Origin of the sequence: Pseudomonas sp. Q2-TVG4-2 (assembly GCF_013620795.1) — a bacterium.
In the GTDB taxonomy this organism is placed as follows: Bacteria; Pseudomonadota; Gammaproteobacteria; order Pseudomonadales; family Pseudomonadaceae; genus Stutzerimonas.
The window spans coordinates 1-24600 of sequence record NZ_LGLW01000003.1 but is presented as its reverse complement, the minus strand read 5'-3'; the positions used below and the strand labels follow the sequence as shown (position 1 = coordinate 24600).

At 60.8% G+C, this 24600-nt stretch carries 19 protein-coding genes and 1 pseudogene; 13 read left to right on the top strand and 7 right to left on the bottom strand.

Annotated elements, in window-relative coordinates; translation table 11 throughout:
- The first annotated feature begins 24 nt into the window (after positions 1-24).
- On the top strand, positions 25-1038 hold the full coding sequence (locus tag H3028_RS06435) for an Ldh family oxidoreductase (protein ID WP_181296229.1): 1014 nt from the start codon (positions 25-27) through the stop codon (positions 1036-1038).
- Between the two features lie 37 nt (positions 1039-1075).
- Here the strand turns inward: H3028_RS06435 and H3028_RS06430 are convergent, their stop codons facing one another.
- Both H3028_RS06430 and hexR read right to left on the bottom strand, forming a co-directional pair.
- Positions 1076-1270 carry a PA3496 family putative envelope integrity protein gene (locus tag H3028_RS06430; RefSeq protein WP_168422491.1) on the bottom strand — a complete coding sequence of 65 codons (195 nt, stop codon included), beginning with the start codon at positions 1268-1270 and terminating at the stop codon, positions 1076-1078.
- A 114-nt stretch (positions 1271-1384) separates the two neighbouring features.
- Positions 1385-2251: a transcriptional regulator HexR gene (gene hexR, locus H3028_RS06425; RefSeq protein WP_181296228.1), complete on the bottom strand. Its 867-nt coding sequence runs from the start codon at positions 2249-2251 to the stop codon at positions 1385-1387.
- Positions 2252-2429: 178 nt separating this feature from the next.
- Between hexR and zwf the strand changes: the two genes are divergently transcribed.
- From zwf to H3028_RS06400, 6 genes and pseudogenes are all read left to right on the top strand, one after another.
- Positions 2430-3854, top strand: coding sequence for a glucose-6-phosphate dehydrogenase (zwf, locus tag H3028_RS06420; protein ID WP_219919972.1), 1425 nt, complete (start codon positions 2430-2432; stop codon positions 3852-3854).
- 656 nt (positions 3855-4510) lie between these two features.
- Positions 4511-4942, top strand: a pseudogene (gene ectA, locus H3028_RS21060) (diaminobutyrate acetyltransferase); the annotation flags it as partial.
- A 99-nt stretch (positions 4943-5041) separates the two neighbouring features.
- Positions 5042-6319: a diaminobutyrate--2-oxoglutarate transaminase gene (gene ectB, locus H3028_RS06415; RefSeq protein ID WP_219919970.1), complete on the top strand. Its 1278-nt coding sequence runs from the start codon at positions 5042-5044 to the stop codon at positions 6317-6319.
- Between the two features lie 12 nt (positions 6320-6331).
- Entirely contained in the window at positions 6332-6730 is a 399-nt protein-coding gene (locus H3028_RS06410; RefSeq protein WP_181296226.1) for an ectoine synthase, read from the top strand.
- Positions 6731-6826: 96 nt separating this feature from the next.
- Positions 6827-7735, top strand: coding sequence for an ectoine hydroxylase (gene thpD, locus H3028_RS06405; protein ID WP_181296524.1), 909 nt, complete (start codon positions 6827-6829; stop codon positions 7733-7735).
- Positions 7736-7839: 104 nt separating this feature from the next.
- Entirely contained in the window at positions 7840-9273 is a 1434-nt protein-coding gene (locus tag H3028_RS06400) for an aspartate kinase (protein ID WP_181296225.1), read from the top strand.
- Between the two features lie 73 nt (positions 9274-9346).
- Here H3028_RS06400 and H3028_RS06395 read toward each other — a convergent pair whose 3' ends face one another.
- The 3 genes from H3028_RS06395 to H3028_RS06385 form a co-directional block, all read right to left on the bottom strand.
- Positions 9347-10138, bottom strand: a complete 792-nt coding sequence (locus H3028_RS06395) for a cytochrome c oxidase assembly protein (RefSeq protein WP_181296224.1) — start codon at positions 10136-10138, stop codon at positions 9347-9349.
- A 2-nt stretch (positions 10139-10140) separates the two neighbouring features.
- Positions 10141-10599: a DUF2243 domain-containing protein gene (locus H3028_RS06390; RefSeq protein ID WP_181296223.1), complete on the bottom strand. Its 459-nt coding sequence runs from the start codon at positions 10597-10599 to the stop codon at positions 10141-10143.
- A 289-nt stretch (positions 10600-10888) separates the two neighbouring features.
- On the bottom strand, positions 10889-13687 hold the full coding sequence (locus tag H3028_RS06385) for a bifunctional diguanylate cyclase/phosphodiesterase (protein ID WP_258237719.1): 2799 nt from the start codon (positions 13685-13687) through the stop codon (positions 10889-10891).
- Positions 13688-14003: 316 nt separating this feature from the next.
- On the opposite strand from H3028_RS06385, the gene uvrD reads away from it, so the two are divergent.
- The 6 genes from uvrD (at position 14004) to H3028_RS06355 (ending at position 23697) form a co-directional block, all read left to right on the top strand.
- The gene (uvrD, locus tag H3028_RS06380) at positions 14004-16196 is read left to right on the top strand and encodes a DNA helicase II (protein WP_181296221.1); all 2193 of its coding nucleotides are present in this window, start codon (positions 14004-14006) and stop codon (positions 16194-16196) included.
- A 57-nt stretch (positions 16197-16253) separates the two neighbouring features.
- A complete protein-coding gene (locus H3028_RS06375; protein ID WP_181296220.1) occupies positions 16254-17363 on the top strand; it encodes a TRAP transporter substrate-binding protein in 1110 nt (369 codons plus the stop codon).
- Positions 17364-17499: 136 nt separating this feature from the next.
- A complete protein-coding gene (locus tag H3028_RS06370) occupies positions 17500-18333 on the top strand; it encodes a Tim44 domain-containing protein (RefSeq protein ID WP_181296219.1) in 834 nt (277 codons plus the stop codon).
- A gap of 235 nt (positions 18334-18568) precedes the next feature.
- Complete coding sequence (gene selA, locus H3028_RS06365; RefSeq protein WP_181296218.1) at positions 18569-19978, top strand: L-seryl-tRNA(Sec) selenium transferase; 1410 nt, start codon at positions 18569-18571, stop codon at positions 19976-19978.
- Positions 19975-21891: a selenocysteine-specific translation elongation factor gene (gene selB, locus H3028_RS06360; RefSeq protein ID WP_181296217.1), complete on the top strand. Its 1917-nt coding sequence runs from the start codon at positions 19975-19977 to the stop codon at positions 21889-21891. The genes selA and selB overlap by 4 nt, the downstream gene beginning before the upstream one ends.
- Positions 21892-22242: 351 nt before the next feature.
- The gene (locus H3028_RS06355; protein WP_181296216.1) at positions 22243-23697 is read left to right on the top strand and encodes a hypothetical protein; all 1455 of its coding nucleotides are present in this window, start codon (positions 22243-22245) and stop codon (positions 23695-23697) included.
- A gap of 58 nt (positions 23698-23755) precedes the next feature.
- Here H3028_RS06355 and H3028_RS06350 read toward each other — a convergent pair whose 3' ends face one another.
- Together H3028_RS06350 and H3028_RS06345 are read right to left on the bottom strand one after the other, a co-directional pair.
- Complete coding sequence (locus H3028_RS06350) at positions 23756-24313, bottom strand: hypothetical protein (protein WP_181296215.1); 558 nt, start codon at positions 24311-24313, stop codon at positions 23756-23758.
- Positions 24314-24371: 58 nt separating this feature from the next.
- Entirely contained in the window at positions 24372-24599 is a 228-nt protein-coding gene (locus H3028_RS06345; RefSeq protein WP_181296214.1) for a DNA-binding protein, read from the bottom strand.
- Between the last annotated feature and the right edge of the window lies 1 nt (position 24600).

Here is a 24600-nt window from a genome sequence, read left to right as displayed (position 1 = left end):
CCCGATTCGTTAGAGGAGAAACGCATGGCCCGCTTAACACTGGACGAAGTCCGCGATCTCGCGCAGCGCATCCTGCGCCAGCACGGATTCGCCGAACCCTATGTCGTGGCGATCGCCGACAGCATGGTCGCGGCGGAGCGTGACGAGTGTAAATCCCACGGCATCTACCGCCTGCTGGGCTGCATCGGCACGCTGAAGGCCGGCAAGGTCAATCCCGACGCGGTGCCCGAGGTCACCGACCATGCCCCATCCATCGTGCGGGTGGATGCAAAGGGCGGCTTCGCTCAGGTGCCGTTCCAGGCCGGGTTACCGGTGCTGGTGGATAAGGCGCGGCAACAAGGCATCGCACTGATGGCGATCAATCACTGCGTGCACTTCTCAGCGCTCTGGGCGGAAATGGAGTTGCTGACCGCCGCCGGCCTGGTTGCGCTGGCCTGCACGCCAAGCCATGCCTGGGTCGCACCCGCAGGCGGCAGCAAGCCGGTGTTTGGCACCAACCCGATCGCCTTCGGTTGGCCGCGTGCCGGGAAGCTCCCGTTCATCTTCGACTTCGCCACCAGCGCCGTCGCGCGCGGCGAAATCGAACTGCATCGCCGAGCAGGCAAGCCAATTCCAGAGGGCTGGGGCATAGATGCCGATGGCAAACCCACCACCGACGCCGCACAGGCGCTCAATGGCGCGATGTTGACCTTTGGCGGCCATAAAGGCTCAGCCTTGGCGGCGATGGTCGAGCTGCTCGCAGGGCCGCTGATCGGCGACATGACCAGCCAGGAGTCGCTGGCCTACGATGCCGGCACCAAATCTGCGCCTTATGGCGGTGAGCTGATCATCGTCATCGACCCCAGGCGGATCCTGGGCGACGCCGCCGACGAGCATCTGGCGCGTGCCGAGACGATGTTCGAGTCCATTCAGGGGCAAGGCGCTCGGTTGCCCTCACAACGGCGCTACGAGGCCCGCGAGCGGACCCTGCGCGACGGTGTGGACATACCCGACGCGCTGCACGCCGATCTCATGGCGTTGCTGGAGCAATCCGCATGAGCCGCGCGGCCCGTGTCGACAGCCGGTGTGACGCTCGTTAGCGACACTCTGCCGAGGGCGGTAACAGCGGACTGGCAATCATCAGATCGGGAAACTCCACCAATTGCGCATGCAGCTGGCGCTGCTCGTCATAACTTTCGATGGCGCGGCGAAAGTACATGCGACGCTCATCCTGCTGCTTGCGGCGGGCACGGGCATCGAGGTTGACATAGGTTTCGCGGTGCTGGGCCATGCTGAACTCCCGAGAGGGGTACTGGGAGGCTCAGCATCGAAGCTATGGGTGACGCTATGAGGACAGGCTGATGACGGTGCGATGACGCTCGACACGGCGCCATTTCGACCGGGCTCAGTCTTCGTGCGGCTTCACCGACTTGGGCGACAGGCGCAGGCTGCGCAGACTGCGCTTGACGCTCTTGAGGTGGTTCACCAGGCTCGGCCCGCGCGCCATAGCGACGCCCATCGCCAGTACATCGATGACCACCAGATGGGCGATGCGCGAGGTCAGCGGCGTGTAGATTTCAGTGTCTTCCTGGACGTCGATGGCCAGGTTGATGGTTGCGAGCTCCGCCAGTGGCGTCTGACTCGGGCAGAGCGTGATCAGCGTGGCGCCGGTTTCGCGCACGACGTTGGCTGTGATCAGCAAGTCCTTTGAGCGTCCCGACTGGGAGATGCAGATCGCCACGTCGGTGGGTTTCAGCGTGACCGCCGACATCGCCTGCATATGCGGATCGGAATACGCCGCCGCACTGAGCAGCAGGCGGAAGAACTTGTGCTGAGCGTCGGTGGCCACTGCGCCGGACGCGCCGAAGCCGTAGAACTCCACCCGCTCCGCCTTGGCCATGGCCGCGACCGCACGCTCCAGCGCGTCGGAGTCGAGGCGCTCGCGCACTTCCATCAGGGTATGCAGGGTGGTGTCGAAGATCTTCAGTGCGAAGTCGGTAACCGAATCGTTCTCGCTGATGGCGAACTGGCCGAAGCTGGCCCCGGCGGCGAGGCTCTGCGCCAGCTTCAGTTTCAGGTCCTGAAATCCCAGGCAACCAATGGCCCGGCAGAAGCGCACGATCGTCGGCTCGCTGACACCCACCACGTGGGCCAGGTCGGCCATGGAACTGTGCATCACGGCGGCTGGATCGAGGAGCACATGGTCGGCCACCTTCAGCTCCGACTTACGTAGCGAACTTCTCGATTGAGCGATGTGTTGCAGCAGATTCACGTTCCGGACTCGCTATGATCAATACCTGGCAAGCGTGGTCGAACACTGCGGGTGCGCTCGCATCCGTCTTGCCGGCTGGGTGTAGTGGGCTTGTAGTTATACTACAAGGCTTGCCGCATCGCCCAGCTATTGAGTCTGTCTACCTTCTAGGAGTGACGCTGTGTCCATTTCCTGCGACATGCTGGTATTTGGCGGTACCGGCGATCTGGCGCTACACAAACTCATCCCTGCGCTTTATCACCTGCACCGTGAACGCCGACTGCACGATGACGTGCGCATCCTCGCGATCGCCCGCCAGGATATCGACCGTAACGCCTACCTGACCCTGGCCGAGCGCCACTGCCGCGCGGAGATCGCGCGCTCCGACTTCGAGGCGGACATCTGGAAAGCGTTCAGTCTGCGGCTCGATTACTTCGCAATGGATGCCTCCCAGCGTGGCGAATTCGTCGGGCTGGCGCACCATCTCGGTCAGCCCGAAGGACGCGCGCGGGTGCATTACCTGGCAACCGCGCCGAGCCTGTTCGAGCCCATTGCCTCCAACCTCGAAAGCGCAGGGCTTGCCGGGGAGAACGCACGTATCGTGCTGGAAAAGCCCATAGGCCACTCCCTGGATTCCGCGCTGGAAATCAACGAAGCCATCGGCGCAGTGTTTCCCGAGTCGCGGATCTACCGGATCGACCACTATCTGGGCAAGGAAACCGTACAGAACCTCATGGCGCTGCGCTTCGCCAACGCCCTGTTCGAGCCGATCTGGCGCAGCGGTCATATCGACCATGTGCAGATCACCGTCGCCGAAACCCTCGGCGTCGAGAATCGCGGCAGCTACTACGACCACGCTGGCGCCATGCGCGATATGCTGCAGAATCATCTGCTGCAGCTGCTATGTCTGGTGGCTATGGAGGCGCCGGTGCGTTTCGATGCCAAATCGATACGCGGAGAGAAGGTGAAAATCCTCGAAGCGCTCAAACCGATCGCCGGCAATGACGTGCAGGACAAGACGGTGCGCGGCCAGTACGGGGCTGGTCGTATCGGTGGCCAGGATGTGCAGGCCTACTACTTCGAAAACGATGTCGATAACGACAGTGATACCGAAACCTTCGTCGCGGTAAAGGCCGAGATCGACAACTGGCGCTGGGCTGGCGTGCCCTTCTACCTGCGCACCGGCAAGCGCATGGCTCGCAAGCGCTCTGAGATCATCATCACCTTCAAGCAGGTGCCACACATGCTCTTCACCAAGGGGGAGGTCAACCGCCTGGTGATCAGCCTGCAGCCGGAAGAGAGCATCAGCCTGCAGCTGATGGCCAAGGCACCGGGCAAGGGCATGCAACTGGAGCCCGTCGAGCTGGACCTGAACTTGGCCAAGGCGTTCAGCAGCACGCGCCGTTGGGAGGCCTACGAGCGGTTGCTGCTGGACGTGATCGAAGGCGACTCGACCCTCTTCATGCGCCGCGACGAAGTGGAAGCCGCCTGGAACTGGGTCGACCCGATCCTGCGGGGCTGGCAAAGCCATTACCGTAAACCGAGACCCTATCCGGCCGGAACCGATGGTCCGGATCAGGCGCATCAGCTTATCGAGCACCAGGGCCGCCGTTGGTGGCGCTGAGGCCCTGACCGACCGTCAGAACACCGGGCCCGGATCCGTTCTAGCATGCGGGACAGAGCGGCTTGCTGCATCTTGGAATAACTAATGCAGCAGCCGCCCACAACTATCCAGGGCAACTTGCCGGTATGGCGCCGAATCAACTCGCCATAAAAATTTCACTGAGTGCGACGAAGTCGCCAATCTTCCTGAAACATGGGCCCGATATCAGCCGCCAATATCTTCGCCCGATCTCGGTAGTTCGACCGCAAAATCTGGCGCATTCAGCGGCCGAACTTCCGTTACTTCATCAACAACCTGCGCCGGCGGCAATCGGGGGCTCCGATAGTCGCGCCAAAATCCGCCACAGCCCTCTATCCCTATGGGCTTCAGCTAAACTGGCCGCACGCGTCAGCAGCACACCAAAAGCAGGCGAGCAGCGGCGCAAACACCCATCGATTCGTCAGCCCAACTCACGGAAGAGATTCCTCTCGATATCTAGCCGAATTCGGCGCTTATTTCGCGGCGGGAACAGAAAGTTCAAATCACTCGATAAGCGGCAAACTTCCGCGATATCAGCGGTGAATTCAGGGCGATGACCGCCGCCTCGGGTTGAGATTAAGTTTTTGATGTGTTTATTCTAATAAAGGATTTCAATCAACAACCCCAAAGGACTTGTTTTGAGTATTCCTACCGTAACGCTCCGTCGCCCAACCGACGGCGACGGTTCTGCCCTCCATGATCTGGTAGCGCGCTGCCAGCCTCTGGATACCAATTCGGTCTACTGCAACCTTCTGCAGTGTTCCGACTTCGCTGACACCTCCATCGCGGCCGAAGATGCAAATGGCCAGTTGGTAGGTTTCATATCCGGTTACCGCCCACCTGCCCGTCCGGACACGCTGTTCGTCTGGCAAGTCGCGGTAGACGCTTCGATGCGCGGCCAGGGTCTGGCTCTGCGCATGCTGATGGCCCTGGTCACTCGGGTCGCCAGAGAACAGGGCGTCCGTCACCTCGAAACGACCATCTCGCCCGATAACGGCGCCTCGCAGGCGCTGTTCAAGAAAGCCTTCGCTCAGCTGGAGACCGAATACAGCACCCGCACGCTGTTTTCCCGCGCCAAGCACTTTGCTGGCCAGCACGAGGATGAAGAGCTTTATCGAGCGGGTCCTTTCGACGCCACCGACTCCAGAAAAAGAATCAGAGGAAACCCCATGCAAACGTTTGAACTGCACGAATCCGGTGTTCGCAGCTACTGCCGCTCTTTCCCGGTGGTATTCAAGCAAGCTCGCGGCGCCGAGCTGATCACCCGCGAAGGCAAGCACTACATCGACTTCCTCGCCGGAGCCGGCACGCTCAACTACGGCCATAACCATCCCGTGCTGAAGCAGGCGCTGCTCGATTACATCGGCGCCGACGGCATCACCCATGGCCTGGACATGTATTCCGACGCGAAGGAAACCTTCCTGTCGACGTTCGACCGGCTGATCCTCAAGCCGCGCAACATGGACTACGTCATGCAGTTCACCGGCCCGACCGGCACCAATGCGGTCGAGGCCGCGCTGAAGCTGGCGCGCAAGGTGACTGGCCGCAACAACGTCATCAGTTTCACCAACGGCTTCCACGGCTGCAGCATCGGTGCCCTGGCGGCGACTGGTAACAAGCATCACCGGGGTGCCGCTGGCGTTCCGCTGACCGACGTCAGCCGCATGCCGTATGCCAACTACTTCGGCGACAAGGTCAACACCATCGGGATGATGGACAAGCTGCTGACCGACCCGTCCAGCGGCATCGACAAGCCCGCCGCGGTCATCGTCGAGGTGGTCCAGGGCGAAGGCGGCCTCAACGCAGCCTCCGCCGATTGGATCCGCAAGCTGGAAAAACTCTGCCGCAAGCACGAGATGCTGCTGATCATCGATGACATCCAGGCCGGTTGCGGCCGGACCGGCAGCTTCTTCAGCTTCGAGGAAATGGGCATCAAGCCGGATATGATTACCCTGTCCAAGTCCCTTTCGGGCTTCGGCCTGCCGTTCGCCATGGTGCTGCTGCGCAAGGAGCTGGACCAGTGGAAACCGGGCGAGCACAACGGCACCTTCCGCGGCAACAACCACGCCTTCGTCACCGCTGCTGCAGCCATCGAGCACTTCTGGAGCGATGATGAATTCGCCAAGAGCGTTCAGGCCAAGGGCAAGCGCATCGCCGATGGCATGCACAAGATCGTGCGCCGTTATGGTCCCGATTCGCTGTTCGTCAAAGGCCGCGGCATGATGATCGGCATCAGCTGCCCGGACGGCGACACCGCCGCCGCTGTCTGCCGCCACGCCTTCGAAAATGGGCTGGTCATCGAAACCAGCGGCGCCCACAGCGAAGTGGTCAAGTGTCTCTGCCCGCTGATTATCAGCGAAGAGCAGATCGACAAGGCCATGAGCATTCTGGACAAAGCCTTTGCCGCCGTGATGTCCGAGCAGGACACCAACCAGGCCGCTTCGTGAGGAATTGAGAAAATGATCGTACGCACCCTGGCTGACTGCGAGCAGTCCAACCGCAAGATCACTACCGAGACCTGGGACAGCACCCGCATGTTGCTCAAAGACGACAACATGGGCTTCTCGTTCCATATCACCACCATCTACGCCAACACCGAGACGCACATCCACTACCAGAACCATCTGGAGTCGGTGTACTGCATGAGCGGCAACGGCGAGATCGAGACCATTGCCGACGGCAAGATCTACAAGATCGAGCCCGGCACTCTGTACATCCTCGACAAGCACGACGAGCACCTGCTGCGCGGCGGCACCGAGGAAATGAAGTTGGCCTGCGTCTTCAACCCGCCGCTCAACGGTAAGGAAGTGCATGACGAAAGCGGTGTTTATCCGCTGGAGGCCGAAACAGTCGCCTGACGCAGGAACGTGGGACGGGTTCGCCCGTCCCAACAACCGCAGGGCAAGCCACAGCCGCCCTACGACAACGATCCAAGGAGAACTAACGTGAACCCCGTGCAAGCCGACCTTTATCCTTCGCGCCAGCACGACGAACCCAGCTGGCAGGAACGTCTGGATCCGGTCGTCTACCGCAGCGATCTAGCCAACGCGCCGATTGCACCGGACCTGATCGAACGCTTCGAGCGTGATGGTTATCTGGTCATTCCCAACCTGTTCAGCGCCGACGAAGTCGCGGTATTCCGCGAAGAGCTCGATCGCATGCGCCAGGATCCGGTCGTGGCGGATTCCGGCAAGACCATCAAGGAACCAGACAGCGGCGCGATCCGCTCGGTGTTCGCCATCCATAAGGACAATGAGCTGTTCGCCCGCATCGCTGCAGACGAAAGGACCGCTGGCATCGCCCGCTTCATTCTCGGCGGCGACATCTATGTCCATCAGTCACGGATGAACTTCAAGCCCGGCTTCACCGGCAAGGAGTTCTACTGGCATTCGGATTTCGAGACTTGGCACGTCGAAGACGGCCTGCCGCGCATGCGCGCCCTGAGCTGCTCGATCCTGCTGACCGATAACGAGCCACACAACGGTCCGCTGATGCTGGTCCCCGGTTCGCACAAGCACTACATCCGTTGCGTGGGCGAGACACCGGAAAACCACTACGAGAAGTCCCTGCGCAAGCAAGAGCTCGGCGTGCCGGATCACAACAGCCTCACCGAGCTGGCCAACCGTTACGGAATCGACACGGCCACCGGTCCGGCGGGCAGCGTGGTGTTCTTCGACTGCAACACCGTGCACGGCTCCAACAGCAACATCACACCCAGCGCGCGCAGCAATCTGTTCTATGTCTACAACCACGTAGATAATGCCTCGCAGGCGCCGTTCTGCGGCCTCGCACCACGCCCGACCTTCGTCGCCGAGCGCGAGAATTTCGAACCATTGCAGATCCAGCCACAACAATATCTCTGAATTAGGTACATCAGGCCCGCAACCAAACCGGGCCTGATCTTTGTTGGCCTGCCGAAAGGCGGCCCAGGGATGAAAATTCACCCCCAAGACGGGACGTTGAATCGATGCATACCGTAGAAAAAATCGGCGGCACATCCATGAGCCGCTTCGATGAAGTACTCAACAACATCTTCATCGGCCAACGCGAAGGCGATGCGCTCTATCAGCGCGTCTTCGTCGTGTCGGCTTACAGTGGCATGACCAATCTGCTGCTGGAACACAAGAAAACCGGCGAGCCCGGTGTATACCAGCGGTTCGCTGACGCCCGCAGCGAAGGCGCCTGGCTCGAAGCGCTGGAAACCGTACGTACTCGCATGCTGAGCAAGAACGCCGAGCTGTTCGCCAGCGAATTCGAGCAGCGCGCAGCCAACCAGTTCGTCAATTCACGCATCGACGATGCCCGCGAATGCATGAGCAGCCTGCAGCGCCTTTGCGCCTACGGCCACTTCCAGCTCGACGAGCACCTGATGAAGGTCCGCGAGATGCTCGCCTCCCTGGGCGAAGCGCACAGCGCATTCAACTCGGTGCTGGCGCTCAAGCATCGTGGCGTCAACGCCAAGATGGTCGACCTCACCGGCTGGCACCGCGACGCGCCGCTGCCCTTCGAGGAGATGGTCCGCCACAGCTTCGAAGAAGTGGACCTGAGTCGCGAACTGGTGGTCGCCACCGGTTATACCCACTGCAGCGAAGGCCTGATGAACACCTTCGATCGCGGCTACAGCGAGATCACCTTTGCCCAGATCGCGGCCGCTACCGGGGCGCGCGAGGCGATCATCCACAAGGAATTCCATCTTTCCAGTGCCGACCCGAACCTGGTGGGCGCCGACAAGGTGGTGACCATCGGCCGTACCAACTACGACGTCGCCGACCAGCTGTCGAATCTGGGCATGGAGGCGATTCATCCGCGTGCGGCCAAGACCCTGCGCCGTGCCGGCATCGAGCTGCGCATCAAGAATGCCTTCGAACCCGAACACGCCGGCACCCTCATCAGCCAGGACTACAAGAGCGAGAAGCCCTGCGTCGAGATCATCGCCGGGCGCAAGGACGTCTTCGGTATCGAGGTGTTCGATCAGGACATGCTCGGCGACGTCGCCTACGACATCGAGATCAGCAAGCTGCTCAAGCAGCTGCGCCTATACGTAGTGAACAAGGACTCCGATGCCAACAGCATCACCTACTACGCCGCCTCGGGCTCGCGCAAGCTGATCAACCGCGCCGCACGACTGATCGAAGAGAAGTACCCGGCCGCGGAAGTCACGGTGCATAACGTCTCGATCGTCTCGGCGATTGGCTCGGACCTCAAGGTCAAGGGCATCCTCGCCAAGACCGTGGCGGCGCTGGCCGGTGCCGGCATCAGCATTCAGGCGGTGCACCAGTCGATCCGCCAGGTGGAGATGCAGTGCGTGGTCAACGAAGAAGACTACGACGCGGCGGTGGCAGCCTTGCATCGCGCATTGATCGAGCCGGAAAACCATGGCGATGTGATCGCCGCGGCGTAAGCCATCGCGACATCAACGCCACATGTCAAACCGCCGGGCCCGGCTAACGCCTCGTCCGGCGGTTTGCCGTCTGCTAGCTGGATATTGCGCCGAGCGGCTTGGATCGCTGACTGCGGTAGCAGATAGCGAAGAAAACGATCGCCAGGAGCAACTCCGCCAAATCCCCGCCGTAGTACATCAGCTGCGCGGCGGCCTCGATCTCGGCCAGGCTATGACCGGCATCACGTGGGAAACCGTGGGCATACATCAGCTTGCCCAGGATCGAGTGGGCTGCGATAGCCATGAACAGCACGATCAATCGGGTGCGCAGACCAGGGCGATGCGGCGCTGGATCCGGGCCGGCAATCGACCAACTGAACAGGTAGCCGGCCAGCACGAAGTGCAAATGCAGCAGTACGTGCAACAGCGGCTCACTGAAGCTGAGCGAGTACAGCGGCGTCAGGTACAGCAGATAGAGGGCGCCGATATCCAGAAACAATGCGGTGACCGGGTGGCTCAGGAAACGCACCGGTGGCGTCCCGGCTAACGCGATGATCCGGCGGGCGTTACCCACCGGCACGCTGCGCAGCAACAGCGTGCCAGGCGCGCCCAGCATCAGCGCGATCGGCGCGAACATTCCCAGTAACAGGTGCTGCACCATGTGCCCACGTAGGTCGGCGTGCCCCCATTCGATCATCTCCGGCGACAGCGCCAGCACAACAAGACCGCACCCCAACGTGAAGCTGACCAGCCGCCACCAGCGCCAACCCGAGCGGTAGCGGCGCTGCCTGCGAACCCCGAGCAGATAACCGAACCAGAGTCCCAGGGTCAGCAACACCAACAGGAACATGCCGGCCAGCGTTAGCAGATGTGCCTCGTGGGTCATTTTTATCGACCCTGTTGCCTGTCGGCCTGGGCACGCCGCCACAACAGGACACCAGCCACTATTACCACCGCGCCAACGCCATTCCAGGCCAGGTCATACAGCCACAGATCCTCGACGTAACGCACTTGATGCAGGCGCAGCAGCTTGTGGTTGATGATGCCGTCGAACAGCTGGAAGCCGCCCGCGCCGACCAGCAACCCTGCCCAGGCGTGCCGCTGCGACACGGCCCGGCCGCGGCTGAGCCGGACGAACAGATAGAAGCCGGCCGCCAGCATCAGCAACTCTGCCGCGTGTAGCAGCCCATCGGACAGCAGAGCAACGGCCAGGGTCGATCGATCGAAGAAGTGGTGCCAGGCAAGGATCTGATGAAAGACGATCTCATCCACCGCCGCCATCAGGCCAATCCCGAGCAAAAGCGTCGCAATCAGGCTGCCTCTGGCATCGACGGGGTTAACGCTCACGATGATCTCCGGGTGATGGCTGGCTTGCGTCGGCAGCGCGCTCGAGGCAAGCCCTGTCTAGGAGATGACTTGAGGCCAAGGCAGGAGTTCGCCATGACTTGATCTGGCGCTGCGAAGATCGCCGGGCCAGCCAGTAAATCCTCACGTTTCTATCTGCCAATGCTGGAAGCGGGTGATCTGCTCTATGCGCTGCTGATGCGAGAAGTCAAGGGCAGCACCACCCGCGGCTAGCTACCCCGCAAAAGCCACATCCGGTAGGCGCGAAACTGACGGCTTCCGCCTTCCACCGCTAGGCCAACAGCTTGACGAACTCTTCCGCCGGCATCGGGCGGCTGATCAGGTAACCCTGAATCTCATCGCAGCCATGCGCCTTGAGGTAATCCATCTGCGCCTGGGTTTCCACGCCCTCGGCCACCACCTTCCGCTCCAAGCTGTGGACCATGGCGATGATCGCCCGAACGATGGCGGCGTCTTCGCCGAATTGTTCCAGTTCCGAGATGAACGAGCGGTCGATCTTGACGAAATCCACCGGAAAGCGCTTCAGATAGCTGAGCGAGGAATAACCGGTGCCGAAATCGTCAATCGCCAGCTTCACGCCTAGCGCGCGCAGCTGATGGCTGATACTGACGGCGTTATCGATGTCATCGAGCAGCTGGCTCTCGGTCAATTCCAATTCGAGCCTGTCTGCCGACAGGCCGCTCTCTTCCAGCACCTGACGCACCAGACTGATGAAGTTGCCCTGACGCAGCTGTTTCACCGAAAGATTCACCGAGACCCGGATCGGCGCCAGCCCATCCAGCTGCCACTGACGGGCCTGCCGGCAGGCCTCGCGGAGGACGAACTCACCCAACGGAATGATCAGCCCGGTCTCCTCGGCCAGCGGAATGAAGTCGCCTGGCGCGATCAGGCCCTGCTGCGGATGACGCCAGCGCACCAGCGCCTCAGCAGCATCCAGATGATCGTCGGCCACGTTCAGCCGCGGCTGGTAGAACACCTCCAGCTGCCCTTCATCAATTGCTCGGCGCAGCTGGTTTTCAAGCTTCAGATTTTCCAGGCTGGAGGCCTGCAAGCGCTCAGTGAAGAACTGCAGGGTATTTCCGCCCACGTGTTTGGCGTGCTGCATCGCCATGTTCGCCTGCAGCAGCAGCGCAGTGGCTTCGCGCGCGTTATCGGGCATCAGGCTGACACCGATGGATGCGCTGACTACCAGCTCCTGGCCGTCGACCAGCACCGGCTTGCTGATGCGCGACAGCAGGCGGCTGCCGGTGTGCGCCAGGGTCGACAGGCCTCCATAGCCTTCAAGCACCACCACGAACTCGTCTCCTGATAGACGCGCTATGGTGTCGGCATCGGAAAACGTATGCGATAGGCGACGGGCCACTTCGCGCAGCAGCTGGTCTGCCGATTCATGACCGAGGCTCTGGTTGAGCACCTTGAAACGATCCAGATCGATGTACAGGACCGCCAATCCGCGCGTGCTGTTGCGGGTACGCTCGCAGGCGCTATGGAGACGAGCCTTGAGCAGGCTGCGATTAGCCAGGCCGGTGAGCTCATCGAAGTGCGTGAGGTAACGCAGGCGTTCTTCCACCTGCCGCCGCACGCTGAGGTCCGACATGAACGCCACCACATTGCTGACGTTGCCCTGGTTGTCGCGAACCGCGTGTAACTGAGCCCACTGCGGGTAAACTTCACCGTTTCTGCGGGTTTCGATGAGCTCGCCCTGCCAGCGCCCGTCCCGGGCCAGGCAGTCGCGAATCGACGCGTATTGTTGGCGGCTGTCCTCGGAGCTCGCCAAGCGTGCGACGCTGCGCCCGATGAGCTCATCGCGCTGATAACCCGACAGCGCACAGCAGGCGTCGTTGACCGCCAGCAAGCGAAATTCAGCATCCATGATTGCCATGCCTTCACCCGCCGCCTCGAATACCGTGGCGGCCAGGCGCTGTTGCTCGGCCTGCCGATGAGCTTCAGTGATATCCCGACGGGTACCGATCATCCGCCGCGCACGGCCATCGGCGCCCCGCTCAATGACCCGTCCGCGGTCTTCCATCCACAGACAATGGCCGTCTACCTGCAGTACCCGATAGCGGATCGAGTAGAGATCGGTTTCACCCTTGAGGTGCGCAATGATGGCTGTGCGCACTTCAGGCAAGTCGTCCGGGTGAACTTTCGGCCGCTGCGGATCCGCCAGCCGCAGCCGGGCGCTGGGGCCAATACCGAACACAATCTCCATACGCGAATGATGAATCTCGTCATGCTCGAGATCCCAGTCCCAGAGCCCCAGCTCGCTGGCCTCGAGCGCCAGGTTCAGCCGGGCTTCGCTTTCGCGCAGCTCCGCCGTACGCTCGGCCACGCGCTGCTCGAGCCCCTCAAAGGCTTCCCGTAGTCGCGCTTCGGCGTGCCGCCGCTGCTCGATCTCGCGTGCCAGCTCGCCGTTCAGCTCCGACGCCTCGCCGCGCATGTGCTGCAGGCGTGCAATCAACTGTTGGTTGTAGCAGCGCTGCTCCAGGCTCGCGGTCAGCAGACGATTGGTCTGCCAGGCGACCATGCTGAGCGTCAGCAGCACGATGACCGACAACACGCCCCAGCCCTGCTGCTGCGCCTGATCGCTGCTCAGCAGAACGACGGCGGCTGGCAGCAGGCTGGGTGCGGCGAAGCAGAAAAAGGCGCGAAGGGAAACGCCGCTGGTTACGCTGCCGGCAACGATGACCGAGCCTGTGGCGCCGTAAAGAAGGGTCTGTTGGATGAAGTCATCGCCAGGCACCAGCGCCACGATCGCGTAGCAGAGCGTGACCGCCGTGACGACGCTACCGGCAAGAAACGCGCGGTACCAGTAAGGACGCTGCTGATCGCCCGCATCGGCCTTGTCGAATGCGCTCGCTTGCTGCAGCCGCAGCAGCGCCAACAACAGCGTCCAGCCCGACCAAAGCGCCACGTCCAGCGACGGTGTCTTGTTCCAGAGCAGCCCGAGAAATATCAGGCTGGCAAGAACCATGAGTATCAGCGAGACACGCGAGCCTTGGTAAAGCTGTCGCGTGCGCTCGCTCCGCTGATCGAGGTCCGCGAGATCGAAGACGGCTTGATCCTTCATGGTCGGTGACGCCGATTGGGTTGTTTGAGCAGAATCGATCATTGAGCTTTCTTGTCGTAGGTGTCTGAAAGGGCGTTATGGGCGCTGCAGCCACCTGTCGATGATGGCACGCTGATATCCGCCCGTAACAGTCCGTTCCGACCAACGAACGAGAACCGCCGCGCAACCTTGCAACCTCACCTGAGCAAGAGTCGAGAGTCGGCCGCTCCAAGCCGGGCCCGTCCACTCATCGCGAGATACCAGCTGAAACGGTCGGATCTCCGCGCCCGTCCGTTGCACGAGCGAGCCGGGCCGGTTTACGGATAGAATGCCGCCCATGCATGACGATATCTCCCTCCTCCTGAACTCCCTCAACGATGCCCAGCGCCAGGCCGTGGCCGCACCGCTGGGTCGTCACCTGGTCCTCGCTGGTGCCGGCTCGGGCAAGACCCGTGTGCTGGTGCACCGCATCGCCTGGCTGCACCAGGTCGAGCGCGCCTCGCTGCATTCGATCCTGTCGGTGACCTTTACCAACAAGGCCGCTGCCGAGATGCGCCAGCGCATCGAGCAGCTGATGAAGGTCAACCCACAAGGCATGTGGGTCGGTACCTTCCATGGCCTGGCGCATCGCCTGCTGCGCGCGCACTGGCAAGAAGCGAAACTGGCGCAGAATTTCCAGATTCTCGATTCCGATGACCAGCAGCGTCTGGTCAAGCGGGTCATCCGTGAGCTCGGCCTCGATGAGCAGCGCTGGCCTGCTCGTCAGGCCCAGTGGTGGATCAACGGGCAGAAGGACGAAGGCCTGCGACCCAAGCATATCCAGCCCAGCGGCGACCTGTTCCTGGCCACCATGCTGAGCATCTACCAGGCCTATGAAGAGGCCTGTGCCCGCGCCGGGGTAATCGACTTCTCCGAGCTGCTGCTGCGCGCGCTGGATCTGTGGCGCGACAACCCAGGCCTGCTCGACCACTATCAGCGCCGCTTCCGCCATATCTTGGTGGACGAGTTCCAAGACACCAACGCCGTCCAGTACGCCTGGTTGCGATTGCTGGCCAAGGGCGGCGAGAGCCTGATGGTGGTGGGTGACGACGACCAGTCGATTTACGGCTGGCGCGGCGCGCGAGTGGAAAACCTCCACCAGTTCAGCGAAGACTTCCGCGACGCCGAAACCATCCGCCTGGAACAGAATTACCGCTCGACCGCCTGCATCCTCAAGGCCGCCAACGCACTGATCGCCAACAACCAAGGGCGCTTGGGCAAAGAGTTGTGGACCGAGGGCTGTGAGGGTGAGCCTATCAGCCTTTATGCCGCCTTCAACGAACACGACGAAGCGCGCTACGTGGTCGAAAGCATCGAGAGCGCCATCAAGAAAGAAGGCCTCGCGCGCAGCGAAATCGCCATCCTCTACCGCTCCAACGCCCAGTCACGAGTGCTGGAAGAAGCGCTGTTGCGCGAGCGGATCCCCTACCGGATCTATGGCGGCCAACGCTTCTTCGAGCGCGCCGAGATCAAGAACGCCATGGCTTACCTGCGTCTGATCCAGGCCCGTGACAACGACGCGGCACTGGAGCGGGTGATCAATGTGCCGGCCCGCGGCATCGGTGAGAAAACCGTCGAATGCCTGCGTCAGCTGGCCCGCCAAGAGAGCACATCGATGTGGGCGGCGCTGCACCAGGCGGTCGGCACCAAGCAGGTCTCCGGCCGTGCGGCCAGTGCGCTGAACGGCTTCGTCGAGCTGATTGACACCCTCGCCCTGAAAGTCGAGGGCATGCAACTGCACAACATGGCACAGCTGGTCATCGAACAGTCCGGGCTGCTCGCCTACCACCGCGACGAAAAGGGTGAGAAAGCCCAGGCGCGAGTGGAAAACCTCGAGGAACTGGTGTCCGCTGCACGCGCCTTCGACCATTACAGCGAGGAGGAAGAAGACGAGCAGACGCCGCTGGCGGCCTTCCTCGACCACGCCTCGCTGGAAGCTGGCGAGCAGCAGGCCGGCGACCACGAGGACAGCGTGCAGCTGATGACGCTGCACAGCGCCAAAGGGTTGGAGTTCCCCCTGGTGTTCCTGGTTGGCATGGAGGAAGGGCTATTTCCGCACAAGATGAGCCTGGAGGAGCCTGGCCGCCTCGAGGAAGAGCGCCGCCTGGCCTACGTCGGCATCACGCGCGCGATGCAGCAGTTGGTCATCACCTACGCCGAAACTCGGCGCTTGTACGGCAGCGAGACCTATAACAAGATCTCGCGTTTCGTTCGCGAACTGCCCCCGGCACTGGTCAGCGAAGTGCGCCTGAGCAACACCATCAGCCGCAGCTTCAACACCCGCGGCATGGGTGGCGGCTCACTGTTCGACGGTGCCAACGTGCCGGAAACCCCGTTCAACCTCGGTCAGCGCGTCCGCCACTCCTTGTTCGGCGAGGGCACCATCCTGAATTTTGAAGGTTCCGGCGCTCAAGCACGGGTGCAAGTGAATTTCGAAGATGAAGGAAGCAAGTGGTTGATGCTCAGTTATGCCAAACTCAAGGCGCTATGACGTGCACGTCAACCTGTGCCCGATACTAATAAGGTCCGTCAAAGGAAGATCCTACTCATGAAACGCCGTCACTTGTTTGGTGCCGCCGCTGCCCTGCTTGTATCCCTCGGCCTCGCAGGCTGCAACGATGAGAAGAAAGTCGAATCCGCCGCTGAGCCGCAGCCGGCCACCAGCGAAGCCCCTAAGACTTACAACTGGAAGATGGTCACCGCCTGGCCAAAGAACTATCCAGGCTTGGGCACTGCCGCCCAGCGACTGGCCGACCGGGTCAGCGCCATGAGCGATGGCCGGTTGACCGTCAAGGTCTACGCTGCCGGTGAGCTGGTACCTGCTCTGGAGGTATTCGACGCCGTCTCGCGCGGCACGGCCGAAATGGGGCACGGTGCCGCCTATTACTGGAAGGGCAAGGTCCCCACGGCGCAATTCTTCACCTCAGTTCCGTTCGGTCTCTCGACCAGCGAAATGAATGCCTGGCTGACTCGCGGCGGCGGTCAGGAATTCTGGGACGAGGCTTACGCACCGTATGGCGTCAAACCCATGGTGGTCGGTAACACCGGCATGCAGATGGGCGGCTGGTTCAACAAGGAAATCAACTCGCTGAACGACCTGCAGGGACTGAAGATCCGCACCCCAGGCCTGGGCGGCGAAGTGCTGAGCCGGCTCGGCGCGACCACAGTCAACATGCCAGGCGGTGAAGTCTTCACCGCGCTGCAGACTGGCGCGATCGACGCCACCGATTGGGTCAGTCCGTACAACGACCTCGCCTTCGGCCTGCACAAGGCGGCGAAGTACTACTACTACCCCGGCTGGCAGGAGCCCCAGGCTGTGCTGGAGTTGCTGGTCAACCAAAAGGCCCTGGACAGCTTGCCCGATGATCTGCGCGCCATCCTCACCGAAGCCGCCGGAGCTGCGAGCCGCGACATGATCGACGATTATGTCTACAACAACGCTATGGCCCTCGATCAGCTCAAGCAGCAAGGCGCCGAACTGAAGCGCTTCCCGGACGAGGTGCTGGCCGCGATGCGCGAGCAGTCCGATATCGTGCTCGGCGAGCTGGCCGCGCAGAGCGAGCTCAACGGCCGCATCTGGGCCTCGATGAAAGCCTTCCAGGCGCAGGTCAAGCCGATGCACGAAATTTCAGAGAAAGAACTGTACAACTGGCGCTGAGCCAGGCGACGCTGCGCTTGACGGTGATGCCGGGCAAGCGCAGCGAAGCAAAAGCCAGAAACACTCTGCAACTGGCGCGCCCGGACCGGTCCGTGCACCATCAGCTTCGTATCTTCATCCAACCCAGGAATACTAAATGCAACGTGTGCTCAGCATTTTTATGGCGCTGTGTATCGGCCTGACCCTCAGTCTCGACGTCCACGCCAAGCGTTTCGGTGGTGGCAAGAGCTTCGGCTCGGCACCGAGCCATCAGACCCGCCAGGCGCCTAAGCAAACCCAGGCGGCTCCGACCCAGGCAGGCAAGACCCCGGCCGCTGCCAGCGGTGCATCGCGCTGGCTCGGCCCGCTGGCCGGCCTCGCTGCTGGTGGTCTGCTGGCATCCATGTTCATGGGTGACGGCTTCGAAGGCATCCAGTTCATGGATATCCTGATCTTCGGCGGTATCGCCTTCCTGCTGTTCCGCTTCCTCGCCGCCCGCCGTCGCCAGCAGCAACCGGCCGTGGCCGGCCATGCGCCGATGCAGCGCGAGATGCCTGCGCAACCGTCGATCTTCGGTGGCAGCGCCACATCCGCAGCGGCTGCACCGGTGATCAACGCCCCCGCCTGGTTCAACGAGCAGAATTTCGTGGCCGCGGCGCGCGAGCACTTCCTGTCGCTCCAGCAGCACTGGGATGCCAACGAGATGGACAAGATCGCCGAGTTCGTCACGCCGCAGCTGCATGAGTTCCTCAAGCGCGAGCGGGCCGAGATCGGTGACGCCTATCAGGCCACCTACGTTGACGACTTGCAGATCCAGCTTGATGGCGTGGACGATCAGGCCGACAAGACCATCGCCACCCTCACCTTCGTGGGCGTATCGAAGAATTCGCGCTTCGACCAGGGCGAGCCCTTCAGCGAAAGCTGGCGCATGGAACGTGCACAAGGCGAGAACCAGCCGTGGCTGGTTGCGGGAATCCGCCAGAACGCCTGACACGCGTAGACGAAATGAAGAACCCGGGCTTGCCCGGGTTTTTTCATTTCAGCGCCAGGAAGAACACGAGGCCGACTGAACCCTGTGCCGATTTAAGCGTCTATGCTGCTCGCGAAATACTAAAAAGAATGGAGTCCTGCGTGTCAGGCAACCTCGCAACAGGGTCCAGCGCGGTCGACACGATTTGCGCCAAACCCGCCCTCTCCGTATCGCAACATCATTCGAGGCGGCAGCCATGAGCAGCGTTCGCCTGCCCTCGGTCGACCGCCTGTTGCGCGCACCTGCCTGCGAACCACTGCAGCGGCGCTATGGCCGCGAAGCGTTACTCGGCACCCTGCGCGATCTACTCGACGAGCTGCGCGAGCCGGTCCGTCAGGGTCAGCTCGCCGCGCTGGAGCTATCCGAAGCCGTGCTCGCCGGACGCGCCGGTGAGCGCCTAGCCAACCAGCATCGCAGCCGCGTGCGCCGCGTATTCAACCTCACCGGCACGGTCCTGCATACCAACCTCGGCCGCGCCCTGCTACCAGATGAAGCCATCGAGGCGATGACCCTGGCGGCTCGTTATCCACTGAACCTTGAGTTCGACCTGGCCACCGGCAAGCGCGGCGACCGTGATGACCTGATCGAAGAGCTGATCCGCGAGCTGACCGGCGCCGAAGCCGTCACCGTGGTCAACAACAACGCGGCCGCCGTGCTGCTGGCGTTGAACAGCCTCGGCGTACGCAAAGAAGGCATCATTTCCCGTGGCGAGCTGATCGAAATCGGTGGCGCCTTTCGCATCCCCGACATCATGGCCCGCGCGGGAGTGAAGCTGCACGAGGTGGGCACGACCAATCGCACCCACGCGCGAGATTACGAAAACGCCATCGGCCCGCGCAGCGGCTTGCTGATGCGCGTGCATACCAGCAACTACAGCGTGCAAGGCTTCACGGCCAGCGTCGCCACGGCTGAGCTCGGTGCCATCGCCCGGGCTCATGACCTGCCCTTGTTGGAAGACCTGGGCAGCGGCAGTCTCGTCGACCTGTCGCGCTGGGGTCTGCCGAAGGAGCCCACCGTGCAGGAGGCCCTGCGTGACGGCGCCGACATCGTCACCTTCAGCGGCGACAAGTTGCTAGGCGGACCGCAAGCAGGACTGATCGTCGGCCGCCGGGAGCTGATCCAGAAGATCAAGAAGAACCCACTCAAGCGCGCGCTGCGTGTCGACAAGCTGACCCTGGCGGCGCTGGAAGCCGTACTCAACCTCTATCGTGATCCTGATCGCCTTGGCGAGCGGTTGACCAGCCTGCGCCTGCTGAGCCGCCCGCAGCCGGACATACGGGCCCAGGCCGAGCGCCTGGCGCCGACGTTGGCCAAGGCACTCGGCGATTCCTGGCAGGTCGCGGTTGAAGACGCCCTCGGCATGATCGGCAGTGGCGCGCAGCCAGTGGCACGCCTGCCCAGCGCTGCCCTCTGTATCCGTCCCCTGCAATCCAGGCGCCTGCGTGGTCGCAGCTTGCGCCAGCTGGAAGAAGCGCTGCGCAGCCTACCGATCCCGATCCTTGGCCGGATCGCTGACGACACCCTCTGGCTCGACCTGCGACAACTGGATGATGAGCCAGCACTGCTGGAGCAGTTGCCGCACCTGCAACGGGAGCTGACGCCATGATCATCGGTACCGCCGGCCACATCGACCATGGCAAGACTGCGCTGCTCAAGGCACTGACCGGACAAGAAGGCGACCGCCGCCGCGACGAGCGCTTGCGGGGGATCACCATCGATCTCGGTTACCTGTACGCCTCTCTCGGCGAGTCCGACCTCACCGGGTTCATCGATGTACCCGGCCACGAGCGCTTCGTACACAACATGCTGGCCGGGGCCTGTGGCATTGACTGCGTGCTGCTGGTGATCGCCGCCGACGACGGCGTGATGCCACAGACCCGCGAGCACCTGGCCATCGTCGAGTTGCTGGGCATTCGCCGCGCGCTCGTGGCGCTGACCAAAATCGATCGGGTCGAAGCGCCGCGTATTGCCGAGGTGCGCCAGCAGATCGAATCGCTGCTGCAGGCCGGCCCGCTGACCGGCACGCCAATCCTTCCGGTATCCAGCATCACCGGGGAGGGCATCGACGCGCTTCGTTCGGCGTTAATCGAGCAGGCCGCAGGGGTGCGCACACGCAGCGAAGACGGTTATTTCCGGCTGGCCATCGACCGCGCATTCAGCGTCACCGGTGCCGGCGTCGTCGTGACCGGAACGGCATTCGCCGGCCGGGTTCGAGTCGGCGACGAGCTGACCCTGAGCCCAGCCGGGCGCAGCGTTCGAGTGCGCGGGCTGCATGCCCAGAACCGGGTCTCCGAGCAGGCCCAGGCCGGCCAGCGGGTCGCCCTGAACCTCGCTGGCGATCGCCTCGCGGTGGAACAGATCAGCCGCGGCGACTGGCTGCTGAAGCCCGAGCTGCAGGCAGCCACCCGGCGCATCGACATCGAATTCACTCTGCTGCCCAGCGAAGCCCGCGAGCTGCGTCACTGGACCCCAGTGCACATTCATCTCGGCGCGCAGGACGTAACGGGCCGGATCGCGTTGCTGGAAGGCGAATACCTGGCGCCCGGCGGTCACGTACACGCACAGCTGCTGCTGAACGCGCCGGCCCACGCCGTGCACGGCGATCGCGTGGTACTGCGGGACCAATCCGCACAGCGCACACTGGGCGGCGGCCGAGTACTCGATCCCTTCGCCCCACCGCGCAACCGTCATCGCCAGGCGCGTCTGGCGGTGCTGCGCGCCTTGGGCGGCGAAACATTGGAAGAGATCCTGCCGGCGCTGTTACCAAGCGCCATGAATGGCCTGGAGCCGGCCTTGTTGGAGCGGCAGTTCAACCGGCCGAGGCAGACCTGGCGCCTGCCTGACGAGGCGCTGGAAATCCCCACGAGGGTGGGTCCACGGCTGTTCGACCGCGGCACCTGGGACTATCTCGAACAGAGCCTGGTGGCCGCGCTGCAGCGCTTCCATGAAACACAACCAGATGAACTCGGACCGGATCGCGACCGTCTGCGCCGCTACGCGCTGCCCCAGCTGGAACGGCCGGTTTACCTCGCGCTGCTGGAACGAACCCTGGCGGCCGGAACGATCGAAGCCAACGGCCCTTGGCTGCATCTTCCCGGGCACCGCGTTCACCTGAGCGAAGAAGAAGAGTCGCTGAAAGCCCGCCTCTGGCCGTTGCTGGAGTCAGCCCGGTTCAACCCCCCATGGGTGCGCGATCTGGCCGGCGAGCTAGAGATCGAAGAGGATCGTGTGCGTCATCTGTTGCGCAAACTGTCTCGCATCGGCGAGCTGCAGCAGGTCGTCAAGGACCTCTTCTATCCCGACTCGACCATCCGCCAGCTGGCTAATCAGGTATTGGACATGGAGCGTCAGTCGGGGGTGATCCGCGCCGCCGCCTTCCGCGACCAAATCCAGCTCGGCCGCAAGCGCAGCATTCAGCTACTCGAACACTTCGACCGTATCGGCCTCACCCGACGCTTCGGCAACGAGCGCAAGGTCCGCCCCGACAGCGCCTTGGCCTCGGAGGTCGAGCTCAGGTAGGCTCTCATCAGTTTCCAGTCCAGGCCTCGTTCGAGACCTCTCTGGAAGGCAATCGCATCCGGTGGTGCGGCCGGGCTTCAAATCCGATTTTGTTATATCCATCAATAGCCTACGTTGGTCAACGTTAGTCATTTGCTGGCTAGTGGAAAAAATTGGTGGCCTTTGTTGGTCATTGTCGCAGTATGTTTTCGACAGTTTTCGACACCTGCGCGCTTGCCCTACTACGGCTTTCGAATACCTTGCATTCCCTACGAATCAGGCAGTAATGTCAAATTGCTGCCAGCAAAACGGTACTGTATTGTCCGCATTACTCAGAACAAAATTTCAATTGATGCAACAAGGAAGTCCAAAATGAACATATATTTTTCTGACTATTTTGGTATAAAAAAGGAAGCACTGGATAAATACGGAGCTTTTAACGTATCCCTTATCAATGACCTTCCAGTATTCATAGATCCCTTTCTATTATTCAACAGCGACAAAGCGGAATACCAAGCCTTACACGATAGGATTATCAACTACATTAGCTTTTTGAGGGAAGTGTCAGATGGGGGGAAGATATCTGACGGCCAACTAAAACACTGGTTTTTGTTTCCTGAGGTCAAACAGAATTGGCTAGGCTATAGCCGAGTTGGAAATGGCGGTGCAGGGCTAGGCAATTCGTTTGCGTCTGCGCTAAATGAAAATCTCTCATCTATCTTTAATGACTTTGGTAACGAACAAATTACCAAAGGCAGCCATTTGGAAAAACTTTGCCTGATTAGAGATGGGGTGGGTAAAGACAGCATCAGCGACTTCACCACCAACCTAATAAAAAGTTACTTGTGCGAATATACCCAGTCATTTGCACTTGCCGAGATTGATCCAACCCGGCTTAAAGACGTCAACGTATCTCATTCCGAATTCAACTACAAAACACGTCGATGGATGTCAAAGAAGTACAAACTCCCTTACATTGATGGGGATTTTATTCTTCTTACGCCTAAAGATATCCTCACTAAAGATGAAGCCTGGATAAACAAACACGACATAATTGGCGATTTCGATTTAATCCTTGAGGCTATTCCTAACGTCGAGCTTAGGGATCAGGTCAACGATTACCTGCTGAGGCAAATTTCTGACAATGCAAAACAAAAAGAAATTAACCAAGCCGTATCGAAAACGCTGCTAAATTTCCCAACGCTTATCGATCACTACATTAAGTTTAAAGAAGACCACGGAGAGCAAGCGGTCGCGATAAGTGAAGAAAAACTTCGCGAAACCGAAGCAATATTCATCAACCAAGTAAAAAATCTATCTGAGGCTCTTCGAGCGTTATCTTTCTATTCAGAAAGAGGTGACACATTCGAAGAAGCATTTCGACGTGTAAAATATTTAAAGCAAGTAATCGAGAACAACGACGGCTACCGCCTTTTCTATGTAAAAGGTGCCCCGATTAAGCGCGAAGCTGATCTTCAGTTGATATTCCGTCTGACGTGGTATGCATCTGAAGATGACGTAAATTCCGAAGTGAATAACGGCAGGGGTCCTGTTGACTATAAGATCTCAAGAGGATCGAAGGACACCACGCTTGTAGAGTTCAAGCTAGCAAGCAACAGCAAGCTTCGCCAGAACCTTGCAAATCAGGTTAAGGTTTATGAAGCGGCAAACCAGACGGAAAAATCGATAAAAGTTATCCTTTATTTCAATGACACCGAGCTAGATAAACTCCTTAAGGTAATGAAAGAACTGGAACTTAGAGAAGGGAAAAACCTAGTTCTAATCGATGCACGAGCGACAAATAAACCCTCAGGTTCCAATGCATAAACTTCCATAGCGGTAGACCAGAACACATCAAGGCGGTGTGAGCTTTTCCGCCTTGATATTAATTTCTGGTGTTCAAATTCACGCTCGCCTTACAGTTCCTGCGCCCAATACTTCCTTCCTTGTAAGGGCAAAAGTCGCTTATACGCGACTCTTTACCTACCACTATGATTTCTTTTCGGCTGGCAGCGGTCTTGACGGGTTGCTCGGGGATGACCCGCGTGGCGGGGACGATGTTGGTCGCACCCTGAGGGGCATAGTTGCTGTCGTTAAATACGGTTTGTTTGCTGGGCCGTGTCTCGATGAGGTCGACTTGAGATTGGGCTGATTTCGGCTGAGGCGTTGCACCTCTGGCTGCAACCTCTTCGACCACTTTGTCCCAATCCCTGACAGGGGCAGGCTCTGCTCTGCTGATTTCAGCAATAGGAGCTGGCTTAGGCTGAATGCGCTTTTCAGCAATGCGCTGCGCAGTTCCCTGTAGGAACGCTGAGGCTGCCATCTGGAGAACCGCTAGTGTCACCAGCGTGCCGATCAGTCCAGGGATCAGCTTCGCTAGCCTGCGGCTCTTGCGTGGGTGCCTTGTGACGTAGTCCGGGGCGTCGTTCCAATCAGCCTTCATACCTAACCTCTCCCTGTCGTTCGGGCGTACCAGCGCCTAGTCACTTCCGTTGTGATCGCTATCCCGCGCTCTGACTGGGCAAGTTTCGGTTGGCCTCGTCGAATTCCGGGCTTCGGTGACCATGCTCGGGCTCAATCCGGCCGCTCACTAGCCAAAGGGCGTACTCGGGAAACGAGTCTGCGAGGATGCCGATCTCCTCCGTTCCAATACGGATTTTCTCGCTGCTGATGTTGCGCCAGCGATCGTAGTTTTTGCCGCCCTTCTCGCTCAACCGCTTCGGACCGATA